This window comes from Mycolicibacterium diernhoferi, assembly GCF_019456655.1.
GTDB lineage: Bacteria > Actinomycetota > Actinomycetes > Mycobacteriales > Mycobacteriaceae > Mycobacterium > Mycobacterium diernhoferi.
Genome location: NZ_CP080332.1, coordinates 4008315 through 4022852, shown reverse-complemented (window position 1 = coordinate 4022852; position 14538 = coordinate 4008315). Strand labels below are relative to the sequence as shown.

Sequence of the window (14538 nt, the reverse complement as noted above, 5' to 3'; positions counted from 1 at the left end):
CTGACGGCAAGCGCGGTTGCCGCGTCAGACGATGCGCGAAGCGTGGTTCTCCCAGTACTGGTCGCGCAGCAGCCGTTTGTACATCTTGCCGTTCGCATCGCGCGGGAGAGCATCGACGAAGTCGACGGTGCGCGGGCACTTGTAGGTGGCCAGCCCGTCCCGGCAGAACGCGATCAGTTCGGTCGCCAAGGCCTCGCCGGGCACGACAGCGTCGGTGACCTCGATGACCGCTTTGACCGCCTCGCCCATATCGTCGTCAGGCACCCCGATCACCGCGACATCGGCGACGGCCGGATGCCCTGCCAGTAGATTCTCGGCCTCCTGCGGATAGATGTTCACTCCGCCGGAAATGATCATGTGGGCCTTGCGGTCGGTGAGGTAGAGGTAGCCGTCGGCGTCGAGGTAGCCCATGTCGCCGAGGGTTCGCCAGCCGGCCGCATTGCTCACCGAGTCCGTCTTGGTCGTATCATTGTGATATTCGAAAGGCCGGCCACCTTCGAAATAGACCACACCGACAGCGCCCGGCGGCAGTTCCTGACCGTCCTCACCGACGATATGGCAGCGCTCCAGCGGTCGGCCGACCGAACCGGGGTGTTCCAGCCACTCCGCGGATGAAATGAGCGTCACGCCGATATCTTCGGTCCCCGAGTAGTACTCATCGATGATCGGTCCCCACCAGTCGATCATCTGACGCTTGACCGCGACGGGGCACGGCGCGCCGGTATGGGTGACGCGCTGCAGACTGGACAGGTCGTACGCCTCGCGCTCGCTACGGGGCAATCGGAGCATCCGGGTGAACATGGTGGGTACGAGCTGTGCGTCGGTGACTCGGTAGCGCTCGATCAGTTCGAGGCAGCCACGCGGATCGAACCGCTCCATCAGCACGACTGTCGCACCGACCCGCTGCCAGGACATCGAGCACACCAATGGCGCCGAATGGTAGAGCGGTGCCGGACAGAGGAAAACGGTGTCCGGGCCCGCACCACCGGCGGTGACCGCCAGGGCAATCTGCGCCGGTGCCGATGTCGGGTCGCCGAACGCACTGGCGGACAGTTGTTTACGGACTCCCTTGGGGAATCCGGTGGTCCCCGAGGAGTACAGCATCTCCCGCCCCTCACATTCACCGGTCCATTGCTCGGCCGAGTGGGTCGACAGCAGTTGCTGGTAATCGAAGAAGCCGGCGAGTCGACCTTCGGTGCACACCTGCACCGACACCCGGCTGACATTCAGGTTGAGTACCGTCTCGGTTGCTCGCCCGCTGGTTATCAGGGCCTTTGCGCGGCAATCGTCGAGAACGTACTGCACCTCGGCGGCGCGCAGGTGGCGGTTGATAGCCGTGTAATAGAGGCCAGCGCGCTGGGCCGCCCAGGCGACTTCAAGGAAGGCTCGGTCATTGCCCAACAGGATCGCGATGTGGTCGCCCGTCTCGAGGCCTTGGTCGCGCAGAAAGCGTGCAAACGTACGCGAGCGTTCGTCGAGTTCGGCGTAGGTGACCGTGAGGCCGTCCGATGCCATCACCACCGCAGGGCGGTCTGGGGTATGCAGTGCATGCCAACCGGGGGAGAGGGCTCGCTCGATCATGTTGCCTGCAGCACCATCCCCCCGCATTGCGGATACACACCGCTCATCACCACCGCGACCTCAGCGTCGGGCACCTGCCTGTCGGCGCTCTGGCCGCGCAGTTGCAACACGGCCTCGTTGAGGAAGCCGATTCCGTGTAAGCGTCCTTCGGCCAGTTGCCCGCCCGCGGTATTCAACGGGAAGTCACCACCAGGGGCCAGTCGGCTACCATCACCGACCCAGTCACCGAATTCGCCTCGCCCGCAGGCGCCGATCGCTTCTATCCACGCCACGGTCACCGGGGTGAAGCCGTCGTAGAGTTGGAAGACATCGACGTCGGCCAGGGTCACCGACGATCGCTTCCACAGCCGATCCGCGCACTCGACCATGCCCCCATAGAGGAAGTCGACGTCGAACACCCAGTCCGCACCGCGCCCGGTGCCATACGCCATCGCATCGACGAGCACGGATGGCTGCGGCAGATCGGCGGCCCGCTCGGCCGTGGTGATCACGGTGGCGACGGCCCCGTTGACCGGGTAGTCGCAATCGAGGACCCGCAAGGGGTCGACCACCATCCGCGACGACAGATAGTCCGCCATCGTCACCTCATCACGTAATACCGCCCGCGGGTTCAGCGAGGACCACCGTCGCGCGTTGACGGCGATGCGGCCGAAGTCCTCCTCGCCGCGGCCGTACTCGGCCATCCAGCGTTGCTTCTTGAGCGCCAGGTTGACCAGAACTCCGCCGAGATATCCATAGGGGGTGAGGAACTGGTCGCGTCCGCTCACTGTCTCCGGACCGCTGGCCACGCCACCCTGGTGGCCGGCGGAGCGCGTGAGGCAGCGAAAGACGAGGACCGTCTCACAGGCCCCCGAGGCCACGGCCATCACCCCGGCCAGGACGCCGCCCAAACCCGACGGATTCGACGCCATGATGTCGGCGAAGGCGGCCAGGTCGGGCACGCCGAGCAGCCTCGCCATGTCCTGGGCGCCAGGTGATTCCGGGCCGAACTTGTACTCGAAGATCCCGTCGATGTCGCTGGTGCGTACCCCGGCATCCGCCAGCGCGGCCCTCGCCGCGGTCAGGGCGAGCGCATCCGGGTGCGGTTCACCCTTGCGGCTCAGCTCCGAGTAGCCCACACCGGCAATCGCGACGGGCCGCGCCAAGCCGCTCATGACTCCGCCTCGGCCAGCCGGAACTGGGGCAGCGTGATCGCGCCGATATCCTCGAACGTGACCTCGACGCGCATACCGCAGGACAGCGGCGTCCCCGGGACGGTGTCGAGGAGGTTGGCCAGGATCCGGAGCCCGGGTTGATCATCGAGTTCGACGAGCACCACGACGTAGGGCACGCGGTCGACGAAACCGGCATGCAGCGGGCGATCCACGACCGAATAGGAGTAGATGACGCCACGACCGGTGGATTCGCTGTGTTCGAGGTCGTCACCCTGGCAGCGTAGACAGCAGACCTCCGGGGGGTACTGCAGTACCGAGCAGGACGTGCACCGCTGCAGGACCAACCGATGCTCAGACGCTGCGTCCCAGTGGAACCGGGTGAGATCATCCGGTGCGGGGAGCGGCCGCTGGTCGGTCGTCCTCGGGGCGTCGAGACTCATTCGATGCGGGCCGTTTCCCTGCGTTCGGTGATGGGCAGCGCCAGTTGTTGTTCGTCGCAGATCCTTTGCAGCTTATCCAGGGTTTCGTAGAGTCCGGGGCCCGATGGTTCTCGCGGGGTGAACGTGGCGGGCAGGTGCCGCATGCCCTGGATCACGCCGATGGTCTCGTAGTGCACCGTGGCGTCGGGGTCGCAGTGGTAGTCGGGTATCCGGTCCAGCACACCGTTGAGCATGGATTTGAAGACGACCCGCCCGACGTTCGATCCGATGCAGCGGTGCGCCCCGAGGCCGAAGCTGAAGTGGCGATTGGCCTTACGGTCCAGGACGATCTGGTTCGGGTTGGGGAAGACCGCCGGGTCGCGGTTGGCCATGGCCCACGAGATATACAGGCGTTCGCCCTCCTTGAACTGCGTGCCGTTGATCTCGACGTCCTCGGAGAACGTCCGTCCGTCCCCGGGGGCGGGGGTGTAGAAGCGCAGGAACTCCTCGGTGGCGGAGTCGATCAGGGTGTCGCGCTCGCGGATGAGTCGGTCGCGTTGGTCCGGGTTCTGTCCCAGCCACTCCAACGAGTGGGCGGTCAGGGCCGTGGTGGTGTCGAATCCGCCGCCGATCAGGAGCGTCAGCATGCCCAGAACCTCGATCTCCGGAGCCGGCTCACCATCGATCCGCATCTGGTTCAACGCATGGATCAGGCCGGGCCGGGGCTTCTCCCGGATCTCGTTCATGTTGCCCATGAGATCCATCGCCATCGCCATCTGCCCCTCGATCACCGCCGGCATCTCCGGGGAGTCCTCCGGGGTGTAGATGAACGCGTGGATCGGCTCGCTGTAGAGCAACCACTGCTTGATCGGGATGCCCAGCATCGCCAGTGTCAGTACCGCCGGGACGACGTTGGCCAGATCGTCGACGAAGTCCATCCGGCCCTCGGCGATCTTCTCGTCGATGCTGGCGCGCACCACCTCATCGATGAACGGCTCCCAGCGCTTCACCGCGGCGGGCGACAGGTACGGGTTGAGCACGTTGCGGTACCAGCGGTGCTCGGGAGCATCCATCTCCAGCATGCCCCCCCGAACCGGGATCGTCTTGTGCGGAATGCTGATGCCCTGATAGCCGCGGCGTTCACCGTTGACGTCGTGGTCGTTGGAGATGTGCGGGCAACGGGCGAGTTCGAACACCGCGTCGCTGCTACTCGCGACCCAGTGCCCACCGTAGGTGTCCGACCATGCCACCGGGCACTGCTGCTGAAGTTCCTCGGTGACCTTCTCGAACCGAAATCGGTAGTCCGGGGAATGTCGATCGAACTGGTACCGGTTCTTCTTGCGGTCATCCTCCGGGGCAATGCTGTCGCTCACGAGGTCGTCCCCATCTTCTCTCTCTGACCATTGCGCGGACTGGTTGAAGGGGGGATGGATTCGTCGACCGTGATGGCCTGTTCGGGGCACGAACGCGCGGCTTCGATCACCAGTTCTTGCTGGTCCGGCGCGACCAGTTCGGAGACCGCCGACGCACACCCATCGACATCGCTGAGTACGAAACTGTCGGGGGCGATCATCGCGCAGAGGGTGTGGCCCTGGCAGCGCCCCGCATCAACGTGAACCTTCACGATTCTCCTTCTGGTCGTGCGGCGGATCGCTGCGCACTTCCGGTCCGTACTGAGGTACCTAACCGTAGACAAACGACCGAGTCAACTATTTTCCGTGTTATGTTCGGTTCTGCCGGGCCGGTGGATTGAGATACGTGCTCGGCCAACGATTACCTCCCGGGAGACGCGATGTCGATGGACAACAAGATGGCGACCACTTCCGCTGATATGGAGAGGCACGGCGCGGCTCCATTGCCCCGACGGCGCGGTGCGATGTTGATCGGCGGCAGCCTGGTCGGAGCGGTGGGCGGCGACACCTTTGTATCGCGCAATCCCGCAACGGGCGAGGCCGTGGGAGAGGCGCCAAACGGGACCGTCGCCGACGCAGAGCAGGCGATTGCGTCGGCCCGACGGGCCTTCGATAACACTGCTTGGTCGACCGATGTCGAATTGCGCATCCGGTGCTTGGATCAGCTGCACGCGGCTCTGGTCGCGCGCAGCGACGATCTTCGGGAACTGACGATCGCCGAGGTGGGCGCCACCCGCGCGTCGACGGAGGGGCCGCACCTGGACGGGCCGATCGGCATCGCTCGCTATTACGCTGATCTGCTCCAGACCTACTCGCTGACCGAGGATCTCGGTGAGATCGAGTACATGGGGATGCGTAACCAGCGTTGGGTGGAGCGAGAAGCCGCCGGGGTGGTGGGCGCGATCATTGCCTACAACTATCCGACTCAGCTCGCCTTGGCCAAACTTATTCCTGCGTTGGCGGCAGGCTGCACGGTGATTCTCAAGGCGGCTCCGGACACCCCGTTGATCACACTGGCGCTCGGTCAAGCGATCGCCGAGTGCACCGACATTCCGGCCGGCGTGGTCAACGTGATCAGCTCGACCGATCCCGAGGTTGGGGCCGTGCTGACGACAAGCCCTGACGTCGACGTGGTGACGTTCACCGGGTCCACGGCGACCGGTCGCAAGATCATGGCCGCCGCCAGTAGCACCATCAAAAAGGTCTTCCTCGAGTTGGGTGGCAAGTCGGCGATGATCGTGCTCGACGATGCCGACTTCCCGACTGCGGCGATGATGGCGGCCTTCATGATCACCTCGCACGCCGGCCAGGGGTGCGCGCTCACCTCACGAATATTGGTGCCGCGCCGCCGTCGCGACGAGATCGTCGACCTGCTCAAGCAGAACCTCGACATGGTGACCTACGGCGATCCGGCCGACCCGGGCACCTACATGGGTCCGTTGATCAGCGAACGGCAGCGCGCGAAAGTCCACGGCATGGTCGAACGCGCGATCCAAGACGGCGCGACGCTGGTCACCGGAGGCAAGACGATCGAGGGGCAGGGCTACTTCTACGAGCCGACCTTGCTGATCGACGTGGATCCCGACAGTGAGATCGCTCAGGAGGAGATCTTCGGCCCGGTTCTGGCGGTCCTGGCCTACGACGACGAGGACGACGCGGTGGCGATCGCCAACAATTCGATCTACGGGCTGTCCGGTGCGGTGTTGGGCAGCCACGATCGGGCTGTCGCGGTCGCGCGCCGGGTCCGCACGGGAACGTTCAGCATCAACGGCGGTAACTACGCCGGCCCCGACAGCCCGTTCGGGGGGTACAAGCAGTCGGGCGTCGGCCGGGAGATGGGTGTCGCGGGCCTGGAGGAGTTCCTGGAGCGCAAAACCTTCGCCGCGGTGATCGGATGAGCCCGCTGGACGGGGTCCGAGTGCTCGAAGTCGCGATGTACGGGTTCGTTCCGTCCTGCGGCGCGGTGCTGGGCGAATGGGGGGCCGAGGTGATCAAGGTGGAGCATGCGGTGACCGGGGACCCGCAGCGTGGGCTGCGGCAGACCGGCACGCTCGTCGTCAAGGATGATCCGAACCCGAACTTCGACAACGCCAACCGGGGCAAGCGCAGTATCGGCCTGGACATCTCGGTGCCCGAGGGAAGAGAGGTCCTCTACGAACTCGTGCGTCGTGCGGATGTCTTCCTGACCAGCTTTCTGCCGGTGGCCAGGGAGAAGCTCGGCATCGACGTCGAGGACATTCGGGCCGTCAATCCGGACATCATCTATGCGCGCGGTAGTGCGCTGGGTCCCCGCGGTGCGGAGAGCGCGAAGGGCGGCTACGACCTGACCGCCTTCTGGTGCCGATCGGGTGCGGCGGCCACCATCACCCCGCGCGGCACCCCGGGCACGATATCGCTGCCCGGGCCGGCGTACGGGGATACGATCTCGGGCACCAATCTTGCCGGGGGCGTTGCGGCCGCCTTGTTTCAGCGTGAGCGCACCGGCACACCGTCGGTGGTCGATGTCTCGCTGCTGGGTAGCGGAGCGTGGGCGATGGGCCACACGATCGCCCTCACCAATCGCTTGGACGAGCTGTTGGTCATGCCGCCACCGGGGACGCATGGCTCGCCCAACAACCCACTCGTGGGGATGTATGCGACGGCCGATGAACGCTACATCTCGTTGGTGATGATGCAGCCCACCAAATTCTGGGCGGATGTCTGCCGCCACATGGACCTCGATGACCTCGCCGACGATCCTCGGTTCGCCACGGCGGAGGACATCGCGGCGAACACCGCAGAGGCGGTGAAGATCCTGGCCGAGGCGATGGCCAAGCGCCCGCTGGCCGAATGGGCACAGCGGTTCGCGACGCTGTCTGGGCCATGGGCTCCGGTCCAGGACACCCTGCAGGTCACCGCGGATGCTCAAATGCGCGCCAATGACTATGTGATCCGAGCGGGCGATCTGGAGCTGATCGCCAACCCGGTGCAGTTCGATATCGCCGGCCCACAAACGAATCCGGCTCCGCTGTTCGCCGAGCAGACCGACGAGATCCTCGACGAGCTCGGCCTGGACTGGGACCGGATCATCGAACTCAAGACCGTCGGGGCCGTCACCTAGAAGATGTGGAGTTCGGCGTCCTTCTGGTCGACCTTGTCATCGGAATGTCGCTATCGGTAGAGTGGTCAACATTAGTCGACTGACTAATATTGACTCCGGATCGTATCCGAGTGAGTTCAGGAGATCGAACGTGGCGGTGAGGACTCCGTACGCCGAAGAGGTCCCTGAGGGGCCGGCGTGAGTGAGCTCTGTTCCGAGTTCGTCACGGCGACTGTTGCCGAGGCGGTCGCCGCAACGCGCGAGGGGCGCATGGTCATCATCGTCGACGATGCCGATCGCGAGAATGAAGGCGACTTCGTCCTGGCGGCCGAGCATGTCTCGGCTGAGGCGATCAACTTCATGGCTACCGTCGGCAGGGGTCTGATCTGTGTTCCCATGCGTACTGAAGCGCTGGAAGCATTGGAGATTCCACCGGCCGTTGCGCACAACACCGATCCGAAAGGCACGGCATTCCGGGTATCGGTAGACCATGCCGGGACGGCGACCACTGGCATCTCGGCAACCGATCGAGCCAACACGATACGGGCGCTGATCGATCCGGCGAGCAAGCCGTTGGATTTCACTCGACCGGGGCACGTGTTCCCGCTCGGGTACGCCCGGGGCGGTGTCCTCGCGAGGCCCGGTCACACCGAGGCCGCAGTCGATCTGGCCGAGCTGTCCGGTCTCATCCCGGCCGGCGTCATCTGCGAGATCTGTAGCGCCGACGGTGAAATGGCGCGTCTGCCGGAGTTGATGGAGATCGGTCGCACCCATGGTCTTCCGGTACTGACGATTGCCGATCTGATCGCCCACCGTCGCGATCAACTGTGCGAGGTCGAGCGGGTGGGTGAGGCGCGGCTTCCGTTGGCTGCGGGCGTTTTCCGTGCCATCGGGTTTGTCGATCGGTCCAACCGGGAACACATCGCGCTCGTCATGGGACGGCTCGACACCGGGACGGTCCCGATGGTGAGCATGCACGCCGAGTGGCTCCTGGGTGACGTGTTCGGCGGTGGTCGGGATGAACTGGATCGGGCACTGCGCCGGATCGCGATACACGGCCACGGCGTGCTGATCTATCTGCGCGATCCGCAGGCCGACTGCATCGGTGCGGGCGTCGCCCGACATCCACTGTCCCGGCACGACCAGCGGGTGGCCGATGCGATTCTGGTCAAGCTCGGTATCGGTGAGATCGATGTGCCGGCAACGGTTCCGCACACCAGCGAGGTCCGGTGTGCGCGACTCGCGTAAGGCTCGCACGATGCCCGCCGCGACAAGCCTGCACTGTTCGAAACGTTCGTCAACCAGAACCGGAGGCAGACCATGGGAGTCGGAATGCGCGTGAGGTACCAGAACCCTGACGGGGCGCCCGGTGTTCAGGCCTTCTTCGCGAACAGGGGCATCGCATGATGCGGTTCGAGTTGGATGTGCTCGGAGGCAGTGTCGAGGATGTGGTGAAGAATGCCGGCGGCCGGCTGTTCGACCGGGCGCGGGCGGGATGGGACGTCACGGTGCTGATTCCGAAGCTCCATGATGGTGACGTTCGGCCTCTGCAGATCCTCGGCGTACGGGGTGTCGATCTGGAGGCGGCGCTCACGGGTCCGCCGCGTTGCCCCGCGGCGTACCTCGTGGCGGCATCGCTCTGGGTGAAAGACAGGCGGGTGCGTGCCCTGGTGGGTAGTGCGGTGGACAGCGGAATGCACACGGTCATGATGTGGGGCGAGCAATGCCCGCTCGAACTGACCCGACGGCTCGTCCTCGAGAGCCGTGAGATGAGCTCCGCGGCACGCGCATTCAAGGCCCACGCCGTCGCCGCGTGCGGTAGCGACCGGACACCGACCGGGTTCGTCGAGAACTTCCGGAGTGCAACTCCGATCGGGCAGGCGGCGCTGCACCTCACCTCGGCACGCTGAGGTGGTGCAGGCACGCTGAATACCCGGTGCCGGGTGGGCGCGAGCGCCTCAGGTGGGGGCGTTGGCCGGCTGGAAGGTGCCGGTGCTGTCGGCCTCCTCCTCGGCCCGGATGACGTGCACCACCGCGTTGATCAGCGCCAGGTGGGTGAACGCCTGCGGGAAGTTGCCCAGGTGGCGCCCGGTACGCGGCTCGATCTCCTCGGCGTAGAGGTGCAACGGGCTGGCGAAGGACAGCAGCCGCTCACACAACCGCTTGGCCTTGCCCACCTCGCCGATCTCGACCAGCGCGGACACCAGCCAGAACGAACAGATGGTGAAGGTGCCCTCCTCGCCGGACAGGCCGTCATCGGTCTCCTCCACCCGGTAGCGCAGCACCAGCCCGTCCTCGGTGAGCTCCTCGGCGATGGCCATCACGGTGGCGCGGATGCGCGGGTCATCGGAGGGAAGGAACCGGGTGAGCACCGCCAGCAGCAGTGACGCGTCCAGCGCGTCGTCGCCGTAGCGCTGGGTCAGCACTCCGCGGGAGTCGACACCGTGGGTCAGGATGTCGGCCTGGATCTCCTCGGCGATCTCACGCCACTGCCGTGCGTAGGACTTCTCACCTTGCAGCTCGGCCAGTTTCGACCCGCGGTCCAGGGCGACCCAGCACATGATCTTGCTGGAGGTGAAGTGCTGCGGCTCGCCGCGCACCTCCCAGATGCCCCGGTCGGGTTCCTTCCAGTGCTTGATGGCTTCCTCGACCTGATTCTTCAGGATCGGCCACAAGGCCGGGGGCATCTGCTCGCGCGACTTCGCATGCAGGTACACCGAATCCAGCATGGTGCCCCAGATGTCGTGCTGCATCTGGTTGTAGGCGCCGTTGCCGATGCGGACCGGCCGGGAGTTGTCGTAGCCGGACAGATGGTGCAACTCCTCCTCGACCAGGCTGCGCTCACCGCCCACCCCGTACATCACCTGCAGCGGATGGCGGTCACCATTGGTGGCTCCGGACACGTCGGCGATGAAGGAGAAGAAGTCGTCGGCCTCGCGGTCCAGTCCCAACGTGTACAGGCCCCACAACGCGAACGTGGAGTCGCGGATCCACGAATAGCGGTAGTCCCAGTTACGTTCGCCCTGAGGCGTTTCCGGCAGTGAGGTGGTACTGGCGGCCAACAGTGCGCCGGTCGGCGAGTACACCAGGCCCTTCAGGGTCAGTGCGCTGCGCTGCAGATAGGCCCGCCACGGGTGATCGGGGAAGTCGCCGATGTTGATCCACTGGCGCCACGACTCGCTGGTCTTCCACATCTTGTCCGCGGCTTCTTCGAAGTTCTGCGGTGCGGGATGTTTGGACCAACTGAGTGCCACGAACACCTTGTCGCCCTCGGTGAGGCGGGTGCGGGCGCGGGCTTCATGGCCTTCCAGGCCGATCCGCAGGTTGCTGGTCAGCCGCAGGGTGGGGTTGGCCTCGGGGTCCTTCCGCGCCCGCGCGATCGCCTCGCCGTAGGCGGACGAGGAGTACTCCCAGGTCGCGGGGCTGCGCCCGTAGTCGAAGGACGGTTCGCAGCTCATCACCAGTTCCACCACACCGCTGACGCAGCGCACGGTGCGCAGCAGGATGTGTTCGGCATCCCAGTCGGTGGGGGTGCGGCGGTGGGTGCGTGAGCGGGTCTCGGTGTCGTGCCAGGGGCCCATCACCAGCGCATCGCGCACGATCATCCAGCCGGTGTGGGTCTGCCAGGTGGTCTCCATGATGAGGCTGCCGGGCAGGTAGCGCCGGGCCGAGGGCACCGAGACCCCGTACGGGCTGAGCCGGAAGTGGCCGGCCCCGCGGTCCAGGATGGCGCCGAACACGCTCGGCGAATCCGGACGTGGCACGCACAGCCATTCGACAGAGCCCGCCGAGGACACCAGGCAGGTGTTCTCACAGTCGGAGAGGAACGCGTAATCGGCGATGGGCGGGAACGGGTTTCGCACGGCTCCGGAGGGTGCGTAGGCGATGGGGGCCGTCGCCGTGAACGGCGTCGGCGTCAGATTGTGCTCGCTGTGCTCCAGAACCATGTCGCCCATCATGGGTGCAGAATGAGCCGGCGTCTAGTCGCGCGAGCTCTGGCGGGTGCGCCGTGCGAAAGCGGGCGCATGCTCGGGTAACGGACCGATGGCGATGCCGTATCCGAGGATCCTGCGCAGCAGGGAAACCCGGCTGACCAGCTTGACCGCGGCCGGCGCGTCGGCGGGGGCGTCGTCGGAGACTGCGACGGCGATCACTCGGTTGTGCACCTGCTTCTGCACGCCCTGCACCAGGGCGGTGGGCAGCCACCGCCGGGTCTGCACCCGCCGCAGGTGCCGGGTTGTCACCGCGCCGGTGAGCAACGGTTCGGCGAGCAGGCGCGCCGCGGCCACCGCGTCGGCCACCGCCAGGTTGATACCCACCCCGCCGACCGGGGACATCGCATGCGCGGCATCCCCGATGCACAGCAATCCGTCGGCATACCAGCGCGGTAACCGATTCAACTGCACGTCCAGCAGTTTCACCTCGTCGAACGAGGTGACCGTGCCGATCCGGTCGGCGACCCAGGGCACCACCGCGGTGACGCGTCGGTGCAGCGACTCGATGCCCTCGGCGCGCAGTTTCCGGTCGGCACCCTTGGGGATGACGAACGCGCACTGGAAGTAGTCGCCGCGGTCGATCATCGCCACCACGTGCCCGGCGCCCATCGCGCCCGCGAGTCCCGCCGGATCGTCCTCGGTGCGCGGCAGCCGGAACCACCAGACATCCATCGGTGCACCGAAACTCTTGGGCGCCAATGTCATCGACTCACGCAACGTGGACTCCCGGCCATCGCAGGCGACGGTCAGCGGTGCGTACAACCGGTGCACGGCGCCGTCTGCGTCCCGGTAGCGCACCCCGGTGACCGCGGAGCCGTCGCGCAGCGGCCCGAGCACCTCGCTGCTGCGCAGCAGGGTGAAGGCCGGCTCCTGTTCGGCGGCCCGGGCGAGCAGCTCCAGAAAATCCCATTGGGGGACCAGCGCGATGTGTTTGTGCGCGCCGGGCAGCCGACTCAGATCCATCTGGACCGGGACTCCCTGCACGGACAGCCGCAAGGACTGGATCAGCCGGTGCGGTATGGCGGCGAAGCTCTCGCCGAGCCCGAGTTCGTCGAGCAGGGTCAGGGTGCTGGCGTGCACGGTGTCGCCGCGGAAGTCACGCAGGAAGTCGGGATGCTTCTCCAGCACGGTGACGTGCACCCCGGCCCGCGCCAGCAGCAGGCCCAGCATCATCCCGGCGGGCCCGCCACCGGCGACGACGCATCCGCTTGCATGCTCCCGCTCGGCGGTGGTCGGCATGGCTCCATGGTGGCACCGATTCGTCGAGCACTACTCTTGGTTCGGTGGGCGGATTTCTGAGCTGGTGGGACGGCGTCGAGCTGTGGCTGTCCGGGCTCGGGTTCGTCGCCCAAACCGCAATAGTGATGCCGGTCGTGCTGTCGTTGGCCTACGGGATCGCCGTGGTCCTCGACGGCGCGCTCGGCAACGGCATCCGGCTGCTACGCCGGGCGTCACACCAGGATGAGGAGCCGTCGTGAACCAGATGCCGCGGTCGCGGGTGACGCTGGCGTTGGTCGCGCTGATGGTGCTGGTCATCGTGATGTGGTTGCTGACCCGCTGACCCGCTGAGCGGCCGGGCCCGAGGGTTGTAGCCCCGACGGGTGGTGTGAGTCACTTCTGGTACTCTTCGGCCCATGCACGCAGTGACCGGCACCGAGAGCAGCCATGTGGTGGCTCTCATTGCCGTGGGTTTTTCCGCTGTTGCTGATGTCTGTTGTTGTCGCTGACCCATACCCGTCTGCGGTTTGGCGTCGGTAGCGGCAAAATGTCCCAGCGTCGCGCACTGATCCGTCTCCTTTCCGTACGTACGGGCGTCCTGTCCCCGTCATCCGCCCGGAAAGGCCATCAATGCGCAATGTCCTCGGAAAAGCCAAAGCACGTACGTCCACCAAACGCTGGAGCGCGCTGACCGCTCTGGCGTTGTCCAGCACGCTCGTCGCCGCCTGCAGCGGCGGTGCCAGCGATGTCGCCGGCGAGGGCAACACCGCCGCGGCGGACACCACCCTCACGCTGGTGGCGTTCGCGGTGCCGGAGCCGGGCTGGTCCAAGGTGGCGCCGGTGTTCGCGGCCACCGAGGAGGGCAAGGGTGTCGGTGTCACGGCCTCCTACGGCGCATCCGGTGACCAGTCCCGCGGTGTGGAGTCCGGCAAGCCGGCCGACGTCGTCAACTTCTCCGTCGAGCCCGACGTCACCCGCCTGGTCAAGGCCGGTCTGGTCGACGAGGACTGGAACGCCGGTGCGCACAAGGGTCTGCCGTTCGGTTCGGTGGTCACCTTCGCCGTCCGCGAGGGCAACCCGAAGAACATCCGCGACTGGGACGATCTGCTGCAGCCCGGTATCGAGGTCATCACGCCCAGCCCGCTGAGCTCGGGTGCGGCCAAGTGGAACCTGCTGGCCCCGTACGCGGCCAAGAGCAACGGCGGCCAGGATCACGAGGCCGGCATCGCCTACGTCCAGGAACTGGTCAGCCAGCACGTCAAGCTGCGCCCCGGCTCCGGCCGTGAGGCCACCGACGTGTTCCGGCAGGGCACCGGCGATGTGCTGCTGGCCTACGAGAACGAGGCGCTGCACTTCAACCTGGAGCACGTCAACCCGCCGCAGACCTTCAAGATCGAGAACCCGGTCGCGGTCGTCAACACCAGCAAGCACCTGGACAAGGCCACCGAGTTCGTGAACTTCCAGTACACCCCGGAGGCACAGAAGGTGTGGGCCGAGGCCGGCTTCCGGCCGTCCGACCCGGCCGTGGCCGCCGAGTTCGCCGACAAGTTCCCGAATCCGGAGAAGTTGTGGAGCGTCGCCGATCTGGGCGGCTGGGCCAAGATCGACCCGCAGCTGTTCGACAAGGACAACGGCGAGATCACCAAGATCTACAAGCAGGCCACCGGGTGACAACCCTGC

13 protein-coding genes and 1 pseudogene are annotated in these 14538 nt (G+C 66.1%); 7 read left to right on the top strand and 7 right to left on the bottom strand.

Annotated elements, in window-relative coordinates; translation table 11 throughout:
• Nucleotides 1-24: 24 nt before the first annotated feature.
• The 5 genes and pseudogenes from K0O62_RS19010 to K0O62_RS18990 all read right to left on the bottom strand — a co-directional run.
• Nucleotides 25-1581 carry an acyl-CoA synthetase gene (locus tag K0O62_RS19010; RefSeq protein WP_073853711.1) on the bottom strand — a complete coding sequence of 519 codons (1557 nt, stop codon included), beginning with the start codon at nt 1579-1581 and terminating at the stop codon, nt 25-27.
• Complete coding sequence (locus tag K0O62_RS19005; RefSeq protein ID WP_073853714.1) at nt 1578-2735, bottom strand: thiolase C-terminal domain-containing protein; 1158 nt, start codon at nt 2733-2735, stop codon at nt 1578-1580. The genes K0O62_RS19010 and K0O62_RS19005 overlap by 4 nt, the downstream gene beginning before the upstream one ends.
• Nucleotides 2732-3175 (bottom strand): Zn-ribbon domain-containing OB-fold protein, encoded by a 444-nt coding sequence (locus K0O62_RS28900; protein WP_073853716.1) that lies wholly within the window; start codon nt 3173-3175, stop codon nt 2732-2734. The genes K0O62_RS19005 and K0O62_RS28900 overlap by 4 nt, the downstream gene beginning before the upstream one ends.
• Entirely contained in the window at nt 3172-4527 is a 1356-nt protein-coding gene (locus tag K0O62_RS18995; RefSeq protein WP_073853718.1) for a cytochrome P450, read from the bottom strand. The genes K0O62_RS28900 and K0O62_RS18995 overlap by 4 nt, the downstream gene beginning before the upstream one ends.
• A gap of 59 nt (nt 4528-4586) precedes the next feature.
• A pseudogene (locus K0O62_RS18990) lies at nt 4587-4778 on the bottom strand (ferredoxin); the annotation flags it as partial.
• 207 nt (nt 4779-4985) lie between these two features.
• On the opposite strand from K0O62_RS18990, the gene K0O62_RS18985 reads away from it, so the two are divergent.
• From K0O62_RS18985 to K0O62_RS18970, 4 genes are all read left to right on the top strand, one after another.
• Nucleotides 4986-6464 carry an aldehyde dehydrogenase family protein gene (locus K0O62_RS18985; protein WP_234799965.1) on the top strand — a complete coding sequence of 493 codons (1479 nt, stop codon included), beginning with the start codon at nt 4986-4988 and terminating at the stop codon, nt 6462-6464.
• The gene (locus tag K0O62_RS18980) at nt 6461-7666 is read left to right on the top strand and encodes a CaiB/BaiF CoA transferase family protein (protein WP_073853720.1); all 1206 of its coding nucleotides are present in this window, start codon (nt 6461-6463) and stop codon (nt 7664-7666) included. The genes K0O62_RS18985 and K0O62_RS18980 overlap by 4 nt, the downstream gene beginning before the upstream one ends.
• Before the next feature lie 177 nt (nt 7667-7843).
• The gene (gene ribB, locus K0O62_RS18975; protein ID WP_073853722.1) at nt 7844-8893 is read left to right on the top strand and encodes a 3,4-dihydroxy-2-butanone-4-phosphate synthase; all 1050 of its coding nucleotides are present in this window, start codon (nt 7844-7846) and stop codon (nt 8891-8893) included.
• Nucleotides 8894-9048: 155 nt separating this feature from the next.
• Nucleotides 9049-9555 carry a hypothetical protein gene (locus tag K0O62_RS18970; RefSeq protein ID WP_234799945.1) on the top strand — a complete coding sequence of 169 codons (507 nt, stop codon included), beginning with the start codon at nt 9049-9051 and terminating at the stop codon, nt 9553-9555.
• Between the two features lie 48 nt (nt 9556-9603).
• On the opposite strand, the gene K0O62_RS18965 is transcribed toward K0O62_RS18970, so the two are convergent.
• Nucleotides 9604-11604, bottom strand: coding sequence for a glycoside hydrolase family 15 protein (locus K0O62_RS18965; RefSeq protein ID WP_073853724.1), 2001 nt, complete (start codon nt 11602-11604; stop codon nt 9604-9606).
• A 21-nt stretch (nt 11605-11625) separates the two neighbouring features.
• Entirely contained in the window at nt 11626-12879 is a 1254-nt protein-coding gene (locus K0O62_RS18960; protein ID WP_073853726.1) for an FAD-dependent oxidoreductase, read from the bottom strand.
• A gap of 44 nt (nt 12880-12923) precedes the next feature.
• Here K0O62_RS18960 and K0O62_RS18955 point away from each other — a divergent pair, with 44 nt between their 5' ends.
• The 3 genes from K0O62_RS18955 (at nt 12924) to K0O62_RS18950 (ending at nt 14529) form a co-directional block, all read left to right on the top strand.
• The gene (locus K0O62_RS18955; protein ID WP_073853728.1) at nt 12924-13118 is read left to right on the top strand and encodes a hypothetical protein; all 195 of its coding nucleotides are present in this window, start codon (nt 12924-12926) and stop codon (nt 13116-13118) included.
• Nucleotides 13119-13274: 156 nt separating this feature from the next.
• Complete coding sequence (locus K0O62_RS29030) at nt 13275-13367, top strand: Ms4533A family Cys-rich leader peptide (protein ID WP_350355555.1); 93 nt, start codon at nt 13275-13277, stop codon at nt 13365-13367.
• Between the two features lie 121 nt (nt 13368-13488).
• A complete protein-coding gene (locus K0O62_RS18950; RefSeq protein WP_079244462.1) occupies nt 13489-14529 on the top strand; it encodes a sulfate ABC transporter substrate-binding protein in 1041 nt (346 codons plus the stop codon).
• Nucleotides 14530-14538: the final 9 nt, after the last annotated feature.